16 protein-coding genes are annotated in these 19,528 nt (G+C 65.3%); 13 read left to right on the forward strand and 3 right to left on the reverse strand.

The window, feature by feature from the left end; all coding sequences use genetic code 11:
- Positions 1 to 45 precede the first annotated feature (45 nt).
- The 11 genes from fgd (at position 46) to MQW79_RS08540 (ending at position 12,627) form a co-directional block, all read left to right on the forward strand.
- Complete coding sequence (gene fgd / locus MQW79_RS08490) at positions 46 to 1,056, forward strand: glucose-6-phosphate dehydrogenase (coenzyme-F420) (protein WP_476587984.1); 1,011 nt, start codon at positions 46 to 48, stop codon at positions 1,054 to 1,056.
- A gap of 147 nt (positions 1,057 to 1,203) precedes the next feature.
- The gene (gene cofE, locus MQW79_RS08495) at positions 1,204 to 2,115 is read left to right on the forward strand and encodes a coenzyme F420-0:L-glutamate ligase (RefSeq protein ID WP_476587985.1); all 912 of its coding nucleotides are present in this window, start codon (positions 1,204 to 1,206) and stop codon (positions 2,113 to 2,115) included.
- 26 nt (positions 2,116 to 2,141) lie between these two features.
- Positions 2,142 to 3,074 (forward strand): putative F420-0 ABC transporter substrate-binding protein, encoded by a 933-nt coding sequence (locus MQW79_RS08500; protein ID WP_476587986.1) that lies wholly within the window; start codon positions 2,142 to 2,144, stop codon positions 3,072 to 3,074.
- A gap of 170 nt (positions 3,075 to 3,244) precedes the next feature.
- Positions 3,245 to 4,246, forward strand: a complete 1,002-nt coding sequence (locus tag MQW79_RS08505; RefSeq protein ID WP_476587987.1) for an iron chelate uptake ABC transporter family permease subunit — start codon at positions 3,245 to 3,247, stop codon at positions 4,244 to 4,246.
- On the forward strand, positions 4,243 to 5,046 hold the full coding sequence (locus MQW79_RS08510; protein WP_476587988.1) for an ABC transporter ATP-binding protein: 804 nt from the start codon (positions 4,243 to 4,245) through the stop codon (positions 5,044 to 5,046). The genes MQW79_RS08505 and MQW79_RS08510 overlap by 4 nt, the downstream gene beginning before the upstream one ends.
- A 74-nt stretch (positions 5,047 to 5,120) precedes the next feature.
- Positions 5,121 to 6,122 carry a TIGR03842 family LLM class F420-dependent oxidoreductase gene (locus MQW79_RS08515; protein WP_476587989.1) on the forward strand — a complete coding sequence of 334 codons (1,002 nt, stop codon included), beginning with the start codon at positions 5,121 to 5,123 and terminating at the stop codon, positions 6,120 to 6,122.
- Between the two features lie 273 nt (positions 6,123 to 6,395).
- Entirely contained in the window at positions 6,396 to 7,385 is a 990-nt protein-coding gene (locus MQW79_RS08520; protein WP_476587991.1) for a BMP family protein, read from the forward strand.
- Between the two features lie 256 nt (positions 7,386 to 7,641).
- Entirely contained in the window at positions 7,642 to 9,189 is a 1,548-nt protein-coding gene (locus MQW79_RS08525) for an ABC transporter ATP-binding protein (RefSeq protein ID WP_476587993.1), read from the forward strand.
- The gene (locus MQW79_RS08530) at positions 9,189 to 10,259 is read left to right on the forward strand and encodes an ABC transporter permease (protein WP_476588205.1); all 1,071 of its coding nucleotides are present in this window, start codon (positions 9,189 to 9,191) and stop codon (positions 10,257 to 10,259) included. The genes MQW79_RS08525 and MQW79_RS08530 overlap by 1 nt, the downstream gene beginning before the upstream one ends.
- 2 nt (positions 10,260 to 10,261) lie before the next feature.
- Positions 10,262 to 11,209: an ABC transporter permease gene (locus MQW79_RS08535; protein WP_476587994.1), complete on the forward strand. Its 948-nt coding sequence runs from the start codon at positions 10,262 to 10,264 to the stop codon at positions 11,207 to 11,209.
- A gap of 134 nt (positions 11,210 to 11,343) precedes the next feature.
- Positions 11,344 to 12,627 carry an amidohydrolase family protein gene (locus tag MQW79_RS08540; RefSeq protein ID WP_476587995.1) on the forward strand — a complete coding sequence of 428 codons (1,284 nt, stop codon included), beginning with the start codon at positions 11,344 to 11,346 and terminating at the stop codon, positions 12,625 to 12,627.
- Positions 12,628 to 12,675: 48 nt separating this feature from the next.
- Here the strand turns inward: MQW79_RS08540 and MQW79_RS08545 are convergent, their stop codons facing one another.
- From MQW79_RS08545 to MQW79_RS08555, 3 genes are all read right to left on the reverse strand, one after another.
- Positions 12,676 to 14,181 carry a tripartite tricarboxylate transporter permease gene (locus MQW79_RS08545; protein ID WP_476587996.1) on the reverse strand — a complete coding sequence of 502 codons (1,506 nt, stop codon included), beginning with the start codon at positions 14,179 to 14,181 and terminating at the stop codon, positions 12,676 to 12,678.
- Between the two features lie 10 nt (positions 14,182 to 14,191).
- Positions 14,192 to 14,653, reverse strand: coding sequence for a tripartite tricarboxylate transporter TctB family protein (locus MQW79_RS08550; protein WP_476587997.1), 462 nt, complete (start codon positions 14,651 to 14,653; stop codon positions 14,192 to 14,194).
- A 180-nt stretch (positions 14,654 to 14,833) separates the two neighbouring features.
- Positions 14,834 to 15,814 carry a tripartite tricarboxylate transporter substrate-binding protein gene (locus MQW79_RS08555; protein WP_476587998.1) on the reverse strand — a complete coding sequence of 327 codons (981 nt, stop codon included), beginning with the start codon at positions 15,812 to 15,814 and terminating at the stop codon, positions 14,834 to 14,836.
- A 208-nt stretch (positions 15,815 to 16,022) separates the two neighbouring features.
- Between MQW79_RS08555 and MQW79_RS08560 the strand changes: the two genes are divergently transcribed.
- Entirely contained in the window at positions 16,023 to 17,966 is a 1,944-nt protein-coding gene (locus MQW79_RS08560) for a sensor histidine kinase (protein ID WP_476587999.1), read from the forward strand.
- Positions 17,967 to 18,134: 168 nt separating this feature from the next.
- Positions 18,135 to 19,481 (forward strand): sigma-54-dependent transcriptional regulator, encoded by a 1,347-nt coding sequence (locus tag MQW79_RS08565; RefSeq protein WP_476588001.1) that lies wholly within the window; start codon positions 18,135 to 18,137, stop codon positions 19,479 to 19,481.
- Positions 19,482 to 19,528 lie beyond the last annotated feature (47 nt).

The raw sequence follows: 19,528 nt of genomic DNA on the forward strand, positions 1-19,528 counted from the left end.
AATTTTTGACCAAACGATCAAATATCGCAGGGAGAGGAATGGATCATGCGTTTCGGCTACAAGGCTTCGGCAGAGCAGTTCGGACCCAATGATCTGCTGCGCTTCGCCATCGAGGCCGAACAGGCGGGCTTTGACTCCGTCTTCGTCTCCGACCACTTCCAGCCCTGGAAACACACTGGCGGGCATGCCCCCTTCGCCCCGGGCTGGATGTCGGCCGTGCTGGCGCGCACCGAAAAAGTCATTCTTGGCACCTCCGTGCTGACACCCACTTTCCGCCTGCATCCCACGGTCGTGGCCCACGCTTTCGGCACTATGGGGGCCATGTTCCCCGGCCGCGTCATCCTCGGCGTCGGCACGGGCGAAGGCCTCAACGAAGTGCCCGCCACCGGCATGGAATGGCCTGAACTCAAGGAGCGTTCGGCGCGCCTGCGCGAAGCGGTAAAACTCATCCGCCAGCTCTGGAGCGAGGACCGCGTCACCTTCGAGGGCGACTATTACAAGACCGTCAGCGCCACCATCTATGACAAGCCGTCAGAGCCGGTTCCGATCTACATCGCTGCCGGCGGCCCCCTCAACGCCAAATATGCCGGCCGCGCCGGCGACGGTTTCATCTGCACCTCGGGCAAGGGCGCCTCGCTCTACGTCGATGAGCTGCTGCCCAATGTCGAGGTCGGCCGCGCCGAAAGTGCCCTCCAGGCAAAGCCCTTCGAGCGCATGATCGAGGTGAAAGTCTCCTTCGACACCGATCTCGACCGCGCCCTCAACGACACCCGCAACTGGGCCGCCCTCTCGCTATCGGCCGAGGAAAAGCACTCGGTAAAAGATCCCGAGGAAATGGAACGCCTCGCCGATGCCCTGCCGATCGAACGGGTGGCCAAGCGCTGGATCGTCTCGTCCGACCCGGACGAGCATGTCGAGCAGATAAAGACCTATATCGACTACGGCTTCGACCACCTGGTCTTCCACGCACCGGGCACTGACCAGAGCCGGTTCCTGGGGCTCTATGCCAAGGAGATTTTGCCTCGGCTCAGGAAGCTAGTGATTCGAAATGGGTAAGAACCCCCACCCAACCTCCCCCTTGCAGGGGGAGGGGTACATCGAGTTAGCAACCGGTCCCGCGCCATACTGGATCGGTCCCTCCCCCTTCTGCAGGGGGAGGCTAGGTGGGGGTGAACATGGACCCAAGTTTAGTGAGGAGCTCCAATGACCCCCCGCTTCTCCGTCTGGGGCATTCCCGGCATTCCGGAAATCCAGCCCGGCGACGACCTCGTCGCCCTTATCGCGACTGCCATTGAGGCCCAGGCCGCATCCGACCCCGACGCCGCCCTCCAGGCTGGCGACATTCTCGTCGTCACCAGCAAAATCGTCTCGAAATCCGAAGGCATGCAGGTGCCCGCCGCCGAGCGCGAGCAGGCCATTGCTGCCGATACGGTGCGCGTCGTGGCCGAGCGCGTGCATCCGGGCGGCACCTTCCGCATTGTCGAGACGCGGCAGGGCCTGGTCATGGCCGCCGCCGGCATCGACATGTCCAATGTTCCTGAGGGCACGGCGCTTCGGCTCCCCGCCGATCCGGATGCATCGGCGCGCGCCCTCTGTGCGGGCCTTCGGACCCGCTTCGGCGTGGACCTCGGCGTCATCATCACCGACACCATTGGACGGGCCTGGCGCATTGGCCAGACCGACATGGCCATCGGCGCCGCCGGTGTGCAATTGAGCGACGACCTGCGCGGCAGCAATGACGCAAATGGCCGGCCGCTGCATGTCACCCAGGCCGTTGTAGCCGACGAAATCGCCGGGGCCGCCGACCTGGTCAAGGGTAAGACCTCGGGCATCCCCGTCGCCGTGGTGCGCGGGCTCGGGCGTTTCGTGCTCGGCCTCGATGCGCCGGGCGCCCGCACCCTCAGCCGCACCGGCGACGACGATATGTTCCGCTTCGGCTCGGCCGAAGCATACCGCCTCGGCTACGAAGCCGCCCTGGCGGAACTCAATTCTTCACCTCTCCCTGGGGGGAGAGGTCGGTCCGCAGGACCGGGTGAGCGGGCCTGGCACGGCTCGCCCGAACCAGAACAAGGCCCCCTCACCCCCCCCTCTCCCCCCAGGGAGAGGGGGCGCTAAACAACGCTCACCGCAGGAACCGCAGCATGCGTCAGCTCGTCCTCACGTCCATCGCCCTCACTCTTCTCACCTCCCCCGCCCTCGCCGCCACCACCTACCCGCTCACTATCGAGAACTGCGGCCAGATCATCACCTTCGACGCCGCGCCCGAGCGTGTTGTCGCCATCAAGTCCACCGCCACGGAGCTGCTGCTCTCGCTCGGCCTTGCTGAGAAGATTGTCGGCGTCGGCTTCCAGGATGGCCCCCTGCCCGAACATCTGGCCACGGACCTCACCGTGCTCTCCGACAAACTGCCCAGCCAGGAAGTGGTGCTCGAAGCCGAGCCCGATTTCATCTATGGCGGCTGGGAGAGCAATTTCGCCGCCGATGGCGCCGGTGAACGACCCACCCTCGATGCGCTCGGCGTCGATACCTATGTCGCCCCCGCCGCCTGCCGCTCGATCAAGCCGGTCAAGCTGACCTTTGACCAGCTCTTTGCCGAAATCGCCGAAATGGGCGCCATTTTCGACGTCGAGGACGCCGCCGCCGCCCTCATAGCCGAACAGCAGGCCATCCTGTCCGCCATCCCCGCCGACCCCAATGGCCGCAGCGCCGTCTGGTATTCCTCGGGCACCAAGACCCCCTATGTCGGCGCCGGCAGCAGTGCTCCGGCCATGATCATGGAGGCCCTTGGCCTCACCAACATCTTTGCCGACGTGGATGAGGGCTGGACCTCGGCCAGCTGGGAAGCCGTGGTCGACGCCAATCCCGATGTCATCGTGCTGGTCGACGCCGCCTGGAATTCGGCCGAGCAGAAGAAGACGCTGCTGGCCGAAAATCCGATCACCAAGGAGCTCGATGCGGTGAAAAACCAGCGCTACCTCGTGGTCCCCTTCCCCGCCGCCGAAGCCGGCGTGCGCAATGTGCCGGCCACGGCGGACATGGCGGCGCAATTGGCGGGGCTGGACTTCGGGGAATGAACTAGCCTCATGTCACCCCACCCTCATTCCCTCCCCATCAAGGGGAGGGAGGCGCAGGACCGGAGCGCCTGTGCTGGCCACCTCCCTCCCCCTTGTGGGGAGGGTAGCGCCGCTTGGCCGTCAGGCCATAGCAGAGATAGGGTGGGGGTAGACTTCAGCGGCCACCACCCATGACCCGCCTCTCCCTCCCGATCCTCGCGCTGCTCGTCCTTCTCAGCGCCATCATCGCTGTCACCTTCGGCCCGGCCGAGATCACCCCCGGCGAGGTCTGGGCGGTCATCCTCCACCATCTCGGCCTCCTGCCCGAAAGCCCGGTGTCGCGGCTACGCGATGCCATTGTCTGGGAATTGCGCCTGCCGCGCGTGATGACCGCCCTTGGCGTCGGTGCCGGGCTCGCCCTCTCCGGCACGGTCATGCAGGCGCTGACCCGCAATCCGCTGGCCGATCCCTACCTGCTCGGCCTCTCCTCCGGCGCCGCGCTCGGCGCCGTCAGCTTCGCCCTGATCGGCCTTGCCCTCTTCATGCCCATAGGCGCCTTTTTCGGCAGCCTCGGCGCCCTGGCCATGGCCTTGCTCATCGCGCGGCTCCTCGGTGGCGCCACGCCCAGCCGCGCGATCCTCGCCGGCATCTGCATCTCGGCGCTCGCCTCGGCGCTGACCTCGCTGCTGATCTTCTGGTACGCCACCGGCGACAGCTATCGCGAAATCCTTTCCTGGCTCATGGGCTCGCTCTCGGGCTCGCTCTGGGCCGATGCCGGTCTCGCCGCAATCGCGCTGGTCCTCTGCAGCCCCATCATTCTCTTCTCCGGCCGCGCCCTTGACGCCTTCGCCTTCGGCGATACGGCCGCCGCGTCTCTGGGCGTCGACGTGCCCCGCCTGCGCTGGACCCTGCTTGGCGCCACGGCCCTGCTCACCGGCATCATGGTCGCCATTGGCGGCGCCATCGGCTTTGTCGGCCTCGTCGTGCCCCATGCCGTGCGCCTCGCCCTGGGCTCCAGGCATCGCGTCCTGCTGCCCCATGTCATGCTGGTCGGGGCGCTCTTCATGCTCTGGACCGATACCGCCGCCCGCACCCTGTTCGATCCGCGCGAACTGCCCGTCGGCATCATCACCGCCATCATCGGCGCGCCGATCTTCCTCCTCATCCTCCTGCGCTTCCGGAGGATCACATGAGCCTTGTCGTCTCCGGGCTTTCAGTCCTCAAATCGGGCCGGCCCCTCGTCAACCATGTCGGTTTCACTGCTCCATCAGGTGCCGTCACCGGGCTGATCGGCCCCAACGGCGCGGGCAAGTCGACACTGCTATCGGCCATCCTCGGCCTCATCCCGGCCGCCGGTACCGCCACATATGAGGGCAACAACCTGCCCGGCATGGGGCGCCGCGAGCGGGCCCGCATTGTGGCGCTGGTCGAGCAGTCGGCCTCGACAGAAGAACGCCTTACGGTGCGCGACGTCGTTGCCCTGGGCCGCATTCCGCACGAAGCCAGTTGGCAGTCCGCGCCCGATCCCGTCGACGCCGCCATTGTCGAGGCCGCCCTCGCCGAAACCGGCATGTCTGCCTTCACTGTCCGCCGCTTCGACACGCTCTCGGGCGGCGAGCAGCAGCGCGTGCATCTGGCCCGGGCCCTGGCGCAACAGCCCCGCCTCCTGCTGCTCGATGAACCCACCAGCCACCTCGACATATCAGGCCAGCTCCAGCTGCTCGCCCTGCTCCGCCGCCGGGCCGCGGCCGGCATGACCGTGTTGCTGGCCTTGCACGACCTCAACCTTGCTGCCCGCTTCTGCGATCATCTTGTCGTGCTCTCGGGTGGCAGTCTGGCCGCCCAGGGCGCGCCGGCGGAGGTCCTGACCCCCCGCCTGCTCGACGCCGTCTATGGTGTCCGCGCCCGCCTCCTGCCCGATCCGGAAGCGGGGCGCCCGCTCATTGTCTATGACGACGCCACCGACCCCATTTCCCTGCAAATACCCGATTGACAATCGGGGCTCGTGCACTCAAAAATTTGATCGGCTGGTCAAATTTCTGACAGCAAAGGGAGCCTGGGGGAAACATGGAATTCGGCATCACCTTCAAGGGGTTCATCGAACACGAGCGCGCCCGCTACCTGGTGCGCGCCGCCGAATATGCCGGCTTCTCCTATTGCTGGTTCTACGACAGCCACATTCTCTGGCGCGATTGCTACGCTGCCATTGCCATGTGCATGGAACACACGACCGACATGCGCTTCGGCCCGCTGGTCACCAATCCTGACGTGCGCGACTGGTCGGTCGCCGCCTCGATTTTCGGTTCGCTCTCCAAGCAGTCGGGCGGGCGCTTCGACCTTGCCGTCGGCCGTGGCGACAGTTCCATGCGCGTCATGGGCAAGAAGCCGGCTACCCTGAAGCGCGTCGCGGAATTCATCGACAAGACCAAGGCCATGGTGCGCGGCGAGGAAGTCACCTATGGCGAGATCCCGGCCCCGGTGAAATTCCCCTGGGCGGTCGGCCACGATATGCCCAGCTGGATCGCCGCCTATGGCCCGCTGGCGCTCAAGACCGCCGGCGAAAGTGCCGATGGCGTCGTGCTGCAGATTGCCGATCCGGGCCTCTGCAAATGGTTCACCGACCAGTGCATCGAGGCCGGCAATGCTGTCGGCAAGGACATGAGCAATTTCCGCTCCATGGCCGCCGCGCCCGCCTATTTCGGCGACAAGAAGCGCGCCATCGAGCATGTGAAGTGGTTCCCCGCCATGGTCGGCAACCACGTCGCCGACATTGTCGAGAAATATGGTGCCGACAGCGACAAGGTCCCGGCCGCGCTGACATCCTATATCGAAAAGCGCCGCGGCTACGACTATTCCAAGCACGGCCAGGCCGATAATCCCTATCTCGATTTCATCACCGACGATGTGGTGGAGAGTTTCTGCGTCCTCGGCGAGCCCGAGGATCACGTCAAGAAGATCCAGGACCTGGAGGCGGCGGGCGTCACCCAGTTCAACATCTACCTCGATAGTGGCGACGAGGAAGAAATCATCGCCAATTACGGCAGGCACGTCATCCCGGCCTTCCGCTGACTAACCCCAAGGCGCGCCACCCGGCGCGCCTTTTATGTTTCTCACCTCTCCCTTGGGGGAGAGGTCGGCGCGCAGCGCCGGGTGAGTGGGCCTTTCCGCTTGGGCCAAAGGCCCCCTCACCCCAACCCTCTCCCCCAAAGGGAGAGGGAGCGCATCACGCCATGCCGCAACACCGGGGGGACACCACCACTGCCCCCTTCCACAATACTCTCCCTGCCCGCTAGATGCTCAGCAGGGAGAACTGACCAACAAAGCATCAAACGGGGAACGCAAATGGGAAATCTCAATCGCCGCGCCGTCATCGCGGCTCTCAGCCTGACCACTGCCCTCACCTTCACAGGCGGGGTCGCCTTCGCGCAGGACGTCACCAAGGTCGCGGCCATCTGGACCGTGCCGGTCGAGCAGCAATGGGCCAGCCGCCTGCATAACGCGCTTGTCGCCGCCGAAGAGCGGGGCGAGATCGACTATGTCTATTCCGAAAACATCGCCAATACCGACTATGAGCGCGTCATGCGCGAATATGCCGAGCAGGGCGTGGCCCTGATGGTCGGCGAGGCCTTTGGCGTCGAGCAGCCGGCCCGCACGGTTGCCGCCGACTATCCCGAGATCGCCTTCCTCATGGGCTCGTCACTGCCGCCGGTGGAGCCGAACTTCGCAACCTTCGACAACTTCATCCACGAGCCGAGCTATCTCACGGGCATCATCGCCGGCCTCAAGACCGAGTCCAACCAGATCGGCATGGTGGGCGGCTATGCCATTCCCGAGGTCAACCGGCTGATGAACGCCTTCATGGCCGGTGCCCTGTCGGTCAATCCGGATGCGAAATTCTCGGTGAGCTTCATCAACTCCTGGTATGACCCGCCCAAGGCCAAGGAGACCGCCTTCGCCATGGTCGATGCCGGCGCCGACATTCTCTATGCCGAACGCTTCGGCGTCAGCGACGCCGCCAAGGAACGCGGTATTTATGCCATCGGCAATGTCATCGACACCGCAGCCGATTATCCGGGCACGATCCTGGCTTCCGCGCTCTGGCATGGTGAGCCGATGATCGACAAGGCCATTGCCGACGTGAAGGCCGGCAGTTTTACCGCCTCCGACTACGGCATCTACGCCTTCATGGAATATGGCGGCTCGTCCATGGTGGTCGACGAGGAACTGGCCGGCGCCGAAGCGGTAGAAGCCGCCAAGGCCGTCGAGGCCACCATCCTCGACAAGAGCTTCACGGTTGAAATCAACGACGCGGAACCGACTTCGACGCAGTAAGGGACCTGCATCTCCAATTCATCGTCACCACCGGGCTTGTCCCGGTGGTCCATGTCTCCGCAGACTGGATTGCCGGGACAAGCCCGGCAATGACGATGGAGCAGGCTATGACAGCGTTCCAAACTCGGCGCCGCCCTCGGACTTGATCCGAGGGCAACTCGCCAATACCGCGGAACGTGATAATGGCCCTCGGATCAAGTCCGAGGGCGGCACAGTGAAAGGGCGAGCATCTGGCCCTACCAGTGAAAGCAGGCCCATGACCGACCAAAATCCCCTGCTCTCCCTGACCGGCATCACCAAGCGCTTCGGCCCGCTCATCGCCAACAATGCGATTTCCCTCGACCTGCATGAAGGCGAGATCCTGGCGCTGCTGGGCGAGAACGGCGCGGGCAAGACCACGCTGATGAACATTCTCTTCGGCCATTACGTGCAGGACGAAGGCACGGTTCGCGTCGCCGCGCCCGACGGCGCCATGATCACGCTGCCATCAGGCTCGCCCGGCGCGGCTTTGGCCTCGGGCATCGGCATGGTGCACCAGCATTTCACCCTGGCCGAAAACCTCTCCGGCCTCGACAATATCCGCCTCGGCACGGAAAAGCTGTTCTCGCGCGGCAACCGCAGCGAGGCTCGGGCGAAAGTGCAGAAGCTCGTCGCCGAAAGCGGCCTCGACGTCGATCTCGACCGACGCGTCGCCGGCCTCACCGTGGGCGAAAAACAGCGCGTGGAAATCCTCAAGGCGCTCTATCGCGACGCGCGCGTGCTCATCCTCGACGAACCCACCGCCGTCCTCACCCCGCAGGAGGCCGAGGGCCTGTTCAGCGTGTTGCGTCGTCTCGCCGCCAACGGGCTGGGCGTCATCTTCATTTCCCACAAACTGGGCGAAGTGCTCTCTGTCTCGCACCGCATCCTCGTGCTCCGCGCCGGGCAGAAAGCCGGTGAACTGACGACAGCATCGGCCGACCGCCGCGCCATAGCCGACCTCATGGTTGGAAAGGCGGTCGCGTCCGTCTCCCGCACGCCTGGCAATGTGGGCAAGGCCCTGCTTGAATTTGATACGGTCACTATGGGCAGGCCCGGCGATCGCACGGCGCTCAGAAACGTGACCTTCGCGCTGCGGGCCGGTGAAATTGTGGGCCTGGCCGGCGTGTCGGGCAATGGACAGACAAGTATTGCAGCCCTGATGTCCGGACTTGCCCTGCCGGAGGGCGGCACGGTCCGCCTCTATGGAAGGCCCATCGCCAAGGCCAGCCCGCGGGGCCTCGTCGCAGCGGGCGTCGCCCGCATGCCCGAGGACCGCCAGCATGACGGGGTCGTGGGAACCATGAGTGTTGCCGACAATATCGCCATCGAGGACGTGCGCTCGCCCGACCTGTCGCGCTATGGCCTGCTCGATCGCAAGGCCATGCGCGCCCGTGCCGAAGCCGCCATTGCCACCTATGACGTTCGCTGCCCCGGCCCCGATGCCGAGGCACGCCTGCTCTCCGGCGGCAATGTGCAGAAGCTGATCCTGGCGCGTGTGCTTGAGCGCGAACCCAATGTCATCCTCGCCAATCAGCCGACCCGCGGCCTCGACATCGGCGCGCAGGCGGAGGTGCACCGCCGCATCATCGCAGCGCGCGATCGCGGCGCCGCTATCCTTGTCATTTCCGAGGATCTCGACGAGCTCTTCACTCTCGCCGACCGCTTTCTCGTCATTCACGCCGGGGAACTGGTCGATGCCGGCCCGGCCGACACGCTCGATCGCGGCACCATTGGCCTGCTCATGGCCGGTCATGCTGCAGCGCCGGAGACCTTGGCCTCATGATGTTCCGCCTCGAACCCCGCGCTGACGTCTCCCTTGGCCTGCGCCTCTCGGTCTCGATTGCCTCAGGCCTCATGGCGCTTCTGCTGGTTGCCATCCCCGTCATGGCCGCCGGCCAGAACCCGCTTGAGGCTTATCTGCTGATGGCGCAGGGCGCCTTCGGGTCCATGTTTGCGCTTTCCGAAACCCTCAACCGCGCGACGCCCCTGATCCTCACCGGCCTCGCCGCCGCCGTCGCCTTTCGCGCCCGCCTCTGGAACATCGGCGCCGAGGGCCAGCTCTACATGGGCGCACTGGCCGCGGTCATCGTCGGCTCGGGCTTCCTGCAAATGCCGCCACTCCTGGCCATTCCAGCCATCATGCTGGCGGGCTTTCTCGCCGGCGGGCTGATGATGGTCGTGCCCACCATCCTCAAGCAGCGCTTCGGCGCCGACGAAGTCGTCATCACCCTGTTGCTCAACTTTGTCGTCATCCTCTTCATCCAGATGCTGGTCGAAGGCCCCATCAAGGACCCGCTGGCCATGGGCTGGCCGCAATCGGTGCCGCTGATACCTGAGGCCAGGTTCGACAAGCTTATCCCGCGCCTGCGCATGCATTGGGGCCTCGTAGTCGGCCTCGTCGCCGCCATCATCCTCTGGCTCATGGTCAAGCGCACCGTACTCGGCTTCGAGATCAAGGCCGTGGGCGAGAACAAGGCTGCCGCCCGCTTCGCCGGCATTCCAGTCGATGCCACCATGCTCAAGGTCGCGCTGATTTCCGGCGGCCTCGCCGGTCTCGCCGGCGTCGGCGAAGTCGCCGGGGTCAAGGGTTATCTTTCGACCGACCTGTCGCCGGGCTTCGGCTATTCGGGCATTGTCGTCGCCATGCTGGCGGGCCTCTCGCCGATCGGCTCGGTGCTGTCGGCAGTGTTCATCGCGGCTGTCTTTGTCGGCGCCGACTCGATGAGCCGCGCCACCGGCATTTCCAATTACCTTGCCGATCTTGTCGTGGCACTGAGCCTGCTCTGCGTCCTCGTCGGCAGCTTCTTCCTGCGCTTCCGCCTCGTCCCCGCTGCCCGGCATGTGGAGGCCTGACCATGGACACCGTTCTCGAAATCCTCGCCTCCGCCAATTTCTGGGCCGCCGCCATCCGCATCGCCACGCCGCTGATCTTCGGCGTTCTGGGCGCCTTGATCTGCGAACGCTCCGGCGTGCTTAATCTCGGCATCGAGGGCATATTCGTCGCCGGCGCCATGGCCGGCTGGCTCGCCGTCTATCTCGGTGCCGGCCTCTGGGGTGGTGTGCTGGTTGCGGCTTCGGCAGGCGCCATGTTCGGCCTGCTGCACGCCTTCCTCACCGTTATTCTGGGCCTCTCCCAGCATGTCTCGGGCATCGGCATCACGCTGCTCGCCACCAGCGCCAGCTACTTCACCTATCGCACCGCATTGCCCAATGTCTCGACGCCGCCGCGCATCACGCCATTCCAGCCGCTCGACATTCCCGTCTTGAGCGACCTCCCCTTCCTTGGCCCGGCACTGTTTTCGCAAACCGCGCTGACCTGGCTGGCCCTGGTCCTCGTGGGCGTCGTCGCCTTCGTGCTCTACCGCACACCCCTCGGGCTCGCTATCCGCGCCGTCGGCGACAATCCCGCCTCGGTCGAGGCACAGGGCCTCTCGGTCATCGGCCTCCGCGTCGGGGCGGTCGTCGTCGGTTCGGCCCTGATGGCTTTGGGCAGCGCCTTCCTCACCATGTCGGCCTTCGACGCCTTTTTCTTCGGCATGGTCAATGGCCGGGGCTGGATCTGCATTGCCCTTGTCGTGTTTGCCTCATGGCAACCCGGCAAGGCCCTGCTCGGGGCCCTGCTCTTTGGCGCCTTCGACGCTTTCCAGATCCGCCTCCAGGCCGAGATCGGCCAGGTCGTGCCCGGCCAGGTCTTCCTGATGATGCCCTATCTCCTGTCCATCCTCGCGCTGGTGCTGGTCGCCCGCAAAGCCGACTATCCCCGCGCCCTGCTGCAACCCTGGACACGGGGGCAGAGGCACTAGACCCGCCACCCCATCCACTCCTTCGTCACCACCGGGCTTGTCCCGGTGGTCCACCCCGCCGCAAACTGGATTGCCGGGACAAGCCCGGCAATGACGATGAGCATAGATCTACTGCCAGCAATCGAAGGCAAACCATGTTCGACCTCAAGCTCACCAATGCCACCCTCCCCGACGGCCGCACCGGCATCGACATCGGCATCCACAACGGCCGCATCGCCGCGCTCGAACCGAACCTCGCCGGCGAGGCCGCAAACATCATCGACACCCGGGGCCAGCTCGTCTCCCCGCCCTTTGTCGACGTGCATTTCCACATGGACGCTACGCTGTCGCTCGGCCTGCCGCGCTACAATGAAAGCGGGCGCCTGCTCGAAGGCATCCAGATCTGGGGTGAGCTGAAGCCGCTCCTGACCCAGGACGCCGTGATCCAGCGCGCGCTCGACTATTGCGACCTGGCCGTGTCGCAGGGGCTCCTGGCCATCCGCAGCCATGTTGACATCTGCGACGAGCGACTGCTCGGGGTCGAAGCCTTGCTGGAGGTCAAAAAGCAGGTCGCACCCTATATCGACTTGCAACTGGTCGCCTTTCCGCAGGATGGCTATTACCGTTCCCCCGGCGCCGTCGACCTGCTGGACCGCGCCCTAGACATGGGCGTCGACGTGGTCGGCGGCATCCCCCATTTCGAGCGGACCATGGCCGACGGCGCGGCCTCGGTGAAAGCCCTGTGCGAAATCGCCGAAAGGCGCGGCCTGCTGGTCGATCTCCACTGCGACGAGACCGACGATCCGCTGAGCCGTCACATCGAGACCCTGGCCTACGAAACCCAGCGCCTCGGCCTCGGCGGTCGCGTCAACGGCTCCCACCTCACCTCCATGCATTCCATGGACAATTACTACGTGAGCAAGCTCCTGCCCCTGATGGCCGAGGCCGGGGTCAGCGCCACCGCCAATCCACTGATCAATATCGGCATCCAGGGCCGCCACGACACTTATCCCAAGCGCCGCGGCATGACCCGCATCCCCGAAATGCTGACCTATGGCATTACCTGCGCCTTCGGCCACGACTGCGTCATGGACCCTTGGTATTCGCTGGGCCAGGCCGACATGCTCGAAGTCGCCTCGATGGGCCTCCATATCGGCCACATGTCGAGCCGCGAGGCCATGCGCACCTGCTTTGATCTGGTCACATCGGGCCCGGCAAAGATCATGCATCTCGATGGCTACGGCATCGAAGTGGGCAACAAGGCCGACATGGTCCTCCTCCAGGCCGCCGACCCGATCGAAGCCATCCGCCTCAAACCCAGTCGCCTCGCCGTCATCAAGTCGGGCAAGGTGATCGCCTCTGCCCCGCGCCGTGAAAGTGCCCTGAGCCTTGCCGGTCGCCCGGCTTCGGTCGACGCCTCGCTGGTCGGTCCGCGCTAGGGCGGTGCTGCTCCCTCCCCCGCCCAGGGGGAGGGCTGGCGTGGGCCCTTAGTCCTCCTCGACGAAGACCTCGTCGCGCTTCTTGCGGATGCTTGGCAGCACCGCCACGATGACCGCCGCCAGCGCCATGGCCAGCAACGTTGCCGAAATCGGCCGCTCGAGGAAGATCATCGGGTCGCCGCGCGAAATGATCATCGCCCGCCGCAGATGCTCCTCCAGCAACGGTCCCAGCACGAAGCCCAGGAGCAGCGGCGCCGGCTCGCAGCCGAAGCGGATCAGCAGGTATCCGACGATGCCGAAGAAGGCGATGGCATAGATGTCGTAGACATTCTGGTTGATCGAGAAGGTGCCGATGCAGGCGAACAGCACGATGGCCGGGAACAGCACGCGGTAGGGGATCGAGAGCATCTTCACCCACAGCCCCACCAGCGGCAGGTTGAGGATGACCAGCAGCAGGTTGCCGATCCACATCGAGGCGATGATGCCCCAGAACAGCGCCGGCTGTTCGTTGATCACATTGGGGCCCGGCGTGATGCCCTGGAGGATGAAGGCTCCGATCATCAGCGCCATGACAGGATGAGCCGGAATGCCCAGCGTCATCAGCGGAATGAACGAGGTCTGCGCCGCGGCATTATTCGCCGATTCCGGCCCCGCCACGCCCTCGATGGCGCCCTTGCCGAACTCTTCGGGATGCTTGGAGACGCGCTTTTCCACCGAATAGGAGGCAAAGGACGAGAGGATATGCCCTCCGCCCGGCAGCACGCCCAGCACCGAGCCCAGCCCGGTCCCGCGCAGGACCGGCGCGATGATGCGGCGGAAATCCTCGCGCGTCAGCCAGAGGTTCTTGACCGCCGTCACCCCCACTTCACGCTCGCGCTCGTTTTCGAGGTTGCGGAGGATTTCGGCAATGCCGAACACGCCCACCGCCACGGCCACGAAATTGAGCCCGCCGAACAGCTCACGCAGCCCGAAGGTAAAGCGCGGCGTGCCGGTATAGATATCCTGCCCCACCATGCCCAGCAGCAGCCCGAGCACGATCATGCCCAGCGCCTTCAATATCGAGCCATGCGCCAGTGCGATGGAGACCAGGAGGCCCAGCACGATAAGCGAGAAATATTCGGGCGCCCCGAAATTGAGCGCCGCCCGCGCCAGCGGCGGGGCAAAGGCGGCGAGGAGGAAGGTCGCCACCGACCCGGCAAAGAAGGACCCGAGGGCCGCCGCCGCCAGCGCCGGGCCCGCACGGCCCTTGCGGGCCATCTGGTAGCCGTCGATCGCAGTGACGGCGGCGGAGCTTTCACCCGGCAGGTTGATGAGAATGGCGGTGGTCGAGCCGCCATACTGGGCACCGTAGTAGATGCCGGCCAGCATGATCAGCGCTGTTTCCGCATTGAGCGAAAAGGTGATGGGCAGCAGCATGGCGATAGTTGCCGTCGGCCCGATGCCCGGCAACACCCCCACCAGGGTGCCCAAGAGCACGCCAAGGAAGCAGTAGAGGACATTGGACGGATCGAGCGCGACCGAAAAGCCCAGTGACAGCGAAGAGAAAAGGTCCATCGATCCGCTCCTAGAACCGCAGCCAGGGGCCGACCATCGGCACCAGCATGCCAAGACCGACGATGAAAATGAGGTAGCAGAGCAGGCACAGGCCAGCCGAGATCATCAGCGCCTGCAACACCGTGTTCCGGCTTGACGACATGGCCGTCGCAAAGCCCGAGATCAGCACCACCGGTATGAAGCCCAGCCCGCGAATGGTGGCGGCAAAGAAGATGATCGTGCCCAGCACCAGCGCGATGCCGCGCCACGGCCAGGGGGCAGGCGTCTCCTCATCGGGCTTGCCGATGCCTTTGGCCGCCACGACGATCCCCAGAAGGATCAGCACGCCCCCCAGCACCACCGGCATGAAGCCGGGCCCCATGCGGAAGGGCGTGCCGAAATCGTAGCGCGATGCTTCCAGCGCAAAATAGGCGCCGAACGCGATGAACATCGCCCCCGATGCCAGGTCGTTTTTAGATGCGTTGAGCGCCATGGTTCCTCCCCCGATATGCTGCGCCGGTTATCCCGGCCCTTTCACAGGGTCATTCCCGCGAAAGCGGGAACCTCCGTTTCCCTGATGCTGCACCGCAAACAGGGGTTCCCGCTTTCGCGGGAATGACTCCGTGGAAAAACGCGAGGGCGCCGCAACTTTTGCCGCGGCGCCCCTTCACGCTTACTGCGCAGCCACGCCCGCGGCAGCGATGACTTCTGCCCACAGGGCAATCTGCCCTTCGAGCTTCTCGCTCAGCGCAGCCGGCGTGGCCTGGTCGGCGGCCACCGGATAGGTACCGAGCTCTGCAAAGCTGTTGCCCACGGTTTCGTCGGCCAGAGCCTTCTGCAGCGAGGCCGTCAGGCGTTCGATGATGGCCGGGTCAGTGCCGGCCGGGGCGTAGAGCCCATGCCAGATCGAAAGGTTGAAATTGTCGATCCCGCCCTCCGCCAGCGTCGGCACGTCAGGCAGCACGGCAATTCGTTCCGGCGTGGTCACGGCATAGGCCTTGATTTCGCCGGCCTGGATCTGGTTGGTCGTATTGGTGGTCTGGTCGCACATCATGTCGATCTGCCCGCCGAGCAGGTCGGTCATGGCCGGGCCGGTCCCCTGATAGGGCACTTCGGTCATCTTGGTCTCGAGCGCATCCATGATCAGGAGGCCGCAGAGCTGGCTCGCCGCGCCGATACCGGCATTGGCATAGGTGATGTTCTCGCCGTTTTCCTTGATATAGGCGACGAGGTCTTCCAGCGTTTCGGGCTCGAAGTCCTTGCGCGCCACCACGGTCATCGGGACTTCGGTGACAAGACCGATCGTGGCGAAATCGGTCATCGGATCATAGGGCAGGCTCGCATAGAGCGAGGGCGCCGTCGACATGCCGATATGGTGCAGCAGCAGGGTGTAGCCATCATTGGCGGCGGCCGCCACCTGGCCGGCGCCCAGCGTGCCGCCGGCACCGCCCACATTCTGCACCACGACCTGCTGGCCGAGATCTTCGCTCATCGCCGCAGCCACGAGGCGCGTCACCGTATCGGTCGGGCCGCCGGCCGAGAACGGCACGACAATGGTCACCGGCTGGGTCGGGTAGTCCTGCGCCATGGCGGCGGAACCCAGCATCGTGCTGGCGGCAAGGCCAAGGGCAAAGGTCTTGAATATGGTCTTCATGGTCTTGTTGTCCTCCCAAAATACATGTCCCCGATGTCCTCCCCGGGGGACCCGGCTTTCCGGGCTCGTTCCCACCGTTGCAATCCGCGTGCCAAAGCAAAAACGCAAGGCAGATATGCAATTGCCGCGGATCATGTTAACTCCTCTGGCAAGAACTTGCCGAAATTTGCCGGAACCTCCGGCAAGTTCTTGCCAGATCGGGAGTGAAATGGGGCAGAACAACCCAACATGGCGAAACCTGTTCGCCCCGCGGCATCTCTGGATTGCCAGCGGCTCGCTGGCGCTTGTGCTGATGGTTTTCTGGGTCGCCTTTGAAGTGACGCTCAGCGCCGCCGTACGCGACGTCGAAACCCAGTCGCAGCGGCGATTGGCCCTTTTCGACCGCACGCTGGAAGCCATCATCGAGCGCTACCACTACCTGCCCGTGGCCATTTCACAGGCGCCTGAAACCCGCGCCGCTCTCGACAACCCCGCCGACCCCGCCGCCGTCGAAGCGGCCAACGGCTTTCTCAGCAAGCTCAACGAGACGGCGGGCGCCAGCGAAATCTTCCTGATGGAAGATACGGGCAGCGTGGTGGCCGCCAGCAACTGGTGGACGCTCACCAGCCTGGTCGGCACCAATTATTCCTTCCGCCCCTATTTTGCGGACGCCATGGCAAGAGGTCGCGCCGAGTATTACGCCTTCGGCATGTCCACCAGCGTACCGGGCCTGTTCCTGTCGCAGCGCGTCGAAGGACCCGATGGCCCGCTGGGCGTCGCCGTCACCAAGATCAATCTCGGTGAGATCGAAGCCGCCTGGTGGCGGTCGGGCGAGCTGATCGGCATTGTTGACGTGAACGATGTCGTCATCCTTTCCACGCGCCCCGACTGGCGCTATCGGCCGCTCCAGACCATACCGCGCAGTCAGTTCGCCGCCATTGCCGACCAGCAGCGCTATGGCGAAAACGGGGTCGAGAATGCAGGCATCATCACCGACCGATGGTTCTCGCGCGGCGGCGAATTTGCGCTGCTCGCCGGCTCCGATCCCGAGACCTCGGGCTATTTCGTGCTTGAGGAACTGCGCCTGCCCAAGCATGGCTGGCGGCTGCTCGCCTTCTCGCCGCTCGCCCCGCTCTATGGCGGCGCCATCACCATGGCCACGGCCGCCGCCCTCGCCTGCGCGGCGCTCCTTCTCATCATCGTGCTGCTCGAACAGCGCCGCCGCCTCGTCGCCCAGCGCCTTGCAGATCACATCAAGCTCGAACTGCGCGTGGCCGAGCGCACGGAGGACCTGCATGCCATGAACGAGCAGCTGCGCGGCGAGATTGCCGAGCGCATCCGCGCCGAAAAGGCCGAGGCGGATGCCCAGCAAGGACTGGTGCAGGCGGCCAAGCTCGCCAGTCTCGGCCAGGCCCTGGCCGGCGTTGCCCACGAGGTCAGCCAGCCGGTCGCGGCTCTCGCCACCCACATGGCCAGCGCCCGGCTCATCGAACAGCGTCGCGGCGGCAGCGAAATGGGGCCGATCCTGAGCGCCATGGACAAGGTGGTCGAACGCCTCGCCACCCTCACCAGCCACCTCAAGACCTTTTCCCGCAAGCAGACCACCAGCCCCATGCAGGCCGATATCGGCGCAGCCATAGCAAATGCACTCGACCTAACCGACCATCGACTGAGGCAGGTCGGCGTCGACATTGAATATCGCCGCCCCCGCCCGCCCATCGTGGTCGCAGCCAATCCTGTCCATCTCGAACAGGTTCTCATAAACCTCATCGCCAATGCCTCAGACGCCATGCAGGAGGCGCCGCTGCGCGTACTCTCCATCGGCGTATCGTCAGAGGGCAGCGCCGCCCGCATCACCATCGCCGATACCGGCACCGGCATTGCCGAAGCCGACATGGCCACCCTGTTTGACCCGTTCTTCACCACCAAGCCCTCAGGCAAGGGCCTCGGCCTCGGCCTCGCCATCTCCTACGGCCTCGTCCGCGACAGCGGCGGCACCATCACGGTACGGTCGCGAGAGGGCAAGGGCAGCACGTTCACCGTGACGCTGCCGGTGGCACTTTCGCTCACCGCTAATACTCCGGCTCCTTCGCCTTCTCCCCTTGCGGGAGAAGGTGCCCGAAGGGCGGATGAGGGGTCAGCGATGGAGAGGCGCAAGGGAAGAAAGTTATGACCCCTTTAGATTACCCGCATCACGGTTCCGCCCTCGGGCTCGACCCGAGGGCCACTTCCATCAAGCACGGTCCTGACCATCGTGGCTCCCAGGCAGGCCCTCGGGTCAAGCCCGAGGGCGGCGCGGAGGCAGTTGGGACGGTGGTGAGAAAAAAGAAGCGTTGAACCCATGACCCCCACCATCCTCATCGTCGACGACGAAGACATGGTCCGCACCGCGCTCGAGCAGTGGCTGCGCCTTTCCGGTTTCGACACGGCCACTGCCTCCAATGCCCAGGAGGCGCTTGCCGTGATCGACGACCGGCACCCCCATGTCGTCCTCACCGATGTGCGCATGCCCGGCCTTTCCGGGCTGGACCTCCTGCGCTCCATCGCCGAGCGGGGCCTGCCCACCGAGGTCATCCTCATCACCGGCCATGGCGATGTGCCCATGGCCGTCGAGGCCATGCGCGCCGGCGCCTTCGACTTCCTGCAAAAGCCCTATGTGCCCGACCAATTGGTCCATTCCATTTCCCGCGCCGCCGAACAGGCGCGGTTGAAGCGCGAGCTGGCCGACCTGCGCCGCAAGCTCGATGGCGGCGAAAGCGAGCTCTCCACCCGGCTCGTCGGCGCCTCGCGGGTCATGGAGGACCTCCGGCGCTCGGTGCTCGAATTGGCCGCCATCCCGGCCGACATCATCCTCCTGGGCGAAACCGGCACCGGCAAGGAAGTCGCCGCCCGGTGCCTCCACGATTTCTCGCCGCGCGCCAAGGGGCCCTTCGTTGCCGTCAATTGCGCCGCCATTCCCGCCGACCTCATCGAAAGCGAGCTTTTCGGCCACGAGGCCGGCTCCTTCACCGGCGCCTCCGGCCAGCGCGTCGGCAAGTTCGAATTCGCCAATGGCGGCACGCTGCTGCTCGACGAGATCGAGAGCATGCCGCTGCTCGCCCAGGCCAAGGTATTGCGCGTCATCCAGGAGCGCGTCGTCGAGCGCCTCGGCTCCAACCGGTCGATCCCGCTCGACATCCGCATCATCGCCGCCTCCAAGGTCGATCTCGCCGCGGAGAGTCAGGCCGGCCGTTTCCGGTCCGATCTCTACTATCGGCTCAACATGGCAACCCTCGACTTGCCGCCACTGCGCGACCGCGGCGACGATTGCGTCATCCTCTTCCACCATTTCCTCGCCGATGCCGCCCGCCGCTTCGGCCGCCCCGCGCCGGCCCTGCACCCGGCCGATATCAGCGCCCTTGTCTCACACACCTGGCCCGGCAATGTGCGCGAGTTGAAGGCCGCCGCGGACCGCTTCGCCCTCGGCCTCGGCGCCACCGGACGGTCCATCGGCGACATGATCGGCCAGCGTCCGCCATCTGTCCCGTCGGGTGTCTCCCTGGCAGATCGTCTCGCCGCCTATGAGCGCCATCTCATCGAGGCCGAACTCGACCGAAACGAAAACTCCATCGCCGCCGCCGCCGAGGCCCTGCAGGTGCCACGACGCACCCTCAGCGAGAAAATGAGCCGTCTCGGCGTCAGGCGCTAACGGGGCTGACCGCAATGTTCCGTCCAGTGCTAACAGTCTGCTAGCAA

The sequence above is a fragment of the Devosia sp. Micro-HW1 genome, from assembly GCF_056341075.1.

Bases quoted from the DNA above. Each gene is read 5' to 3' on its own strand.
- cofE (WP_476587985.1), top strand. From the start codon at position 1,204: ATGACCCCCCGCTTCTCCGTCTGGGGCATTCCCGGCATTCCGGAAATC.
- MQW79_RS08505 (WP_476587987.1), top strand. From the start codon at position 3,245: ATGACCCGCCTCTCCCTCCCGATCCTCGCGCTGCTCGTCCTTCTCAGC.
- MQW79_RS08550 (WP_476587997.1), bottom strand. From the start codon at position 14,653: ATGGCGCTCAACGCATCTAAAAACGACCTGGCATCGGGGGCGATGTTC.
- fgd (WP_476587984.1), top strand. From the start codon at position 46: ATGCGTTTCGGCTACAAGGCTTCGGCAGAGCAGTTCGGACCCAATGAT.
- MQW79_RS08560 (WP_476587999.1), top strand. From the start codon at position 16,023: ATGGGGCAGAACAACCCAACATGGCGAAACCTGTTCGCCCCGCGGCAT.
- MQW79_RS08525 (WP_476587993.1), top strand. From the start codon at position 7,642: ATGACCGACCAAAATCCCCTGCTCTCCCTGACCGGCATCACCAAGCGC.
- MQW79_RS08530 (WP_476588205.1), top strand. From the start codon at position 9,189: ATGTTCCGCCTCGAACCCCGCGCTGACGTCTCCCTTGGCCTGCGCCTC.
- MQW79_RS08515 (WP_476587989.1), top strand. From the start codon at position 5,121: ATGGAATTCGGCATCACCTTCAAGGGGTTCATCGAACACGAGCGCGCC.
- MQW79_RS08535 (WP_476587994.1), top strand. From the start codon at position 10,262: ATGGACACCGTTCTCGAAATCCTCGCCTCCGCCAATTTCTGGGCCGCC.
- MQW79_RS08500 (WP_476587986.1), top strand. From the start codon at position 2,142: ATGCGTCAGCTCGTCCTCACGTCCATCGCCCTCACTCTTCTCACCTCC.
- MQW79_RS08545 (WP_476587996.1), bottom strand. From the start codon at position 14,181: ATGGACCTTTTCTCTTCGCTGTCACTGGGCTTTTCGGTCGCGCTCGAT.
- MQW79_RS08555 (WP_476587998.1), bottom strand. From the start codon at position 15,814: ATGAAGACCATATTCAAGACCTTTGCCCTTGGCCTTGCCGCCAGCACG.
- MQW79_RS08520 (WP_476587991.1), top strand. From the start codon at position 6,396: ATGGGAAATCTCAATCGCCGCGCCGTCATCGCGGCTCTCAGCCTGACC.
- MQW79_RS08540 (WP_476587995.1), top strand. From the start codon at position 11,344: ATGTTCGACCTCAAGCTCACCAATGCCACCCTCCCCGACGGCCGCACC.
- MQW79_RS08565 (WP_476588001.1), top strand. From the start codon at position 18,135: ATGACCCCCACCATCCTCATCGTCGACGACGAAGACATGGTCCGCACC.
- MQW79_RS08510 (WP_476587988.1), top strand. From the start codon at position 4,243: ATGAGCCTTGTCGTCTCCGGGCTTTCAGTCCTCAAATCGGGCCGGCCC.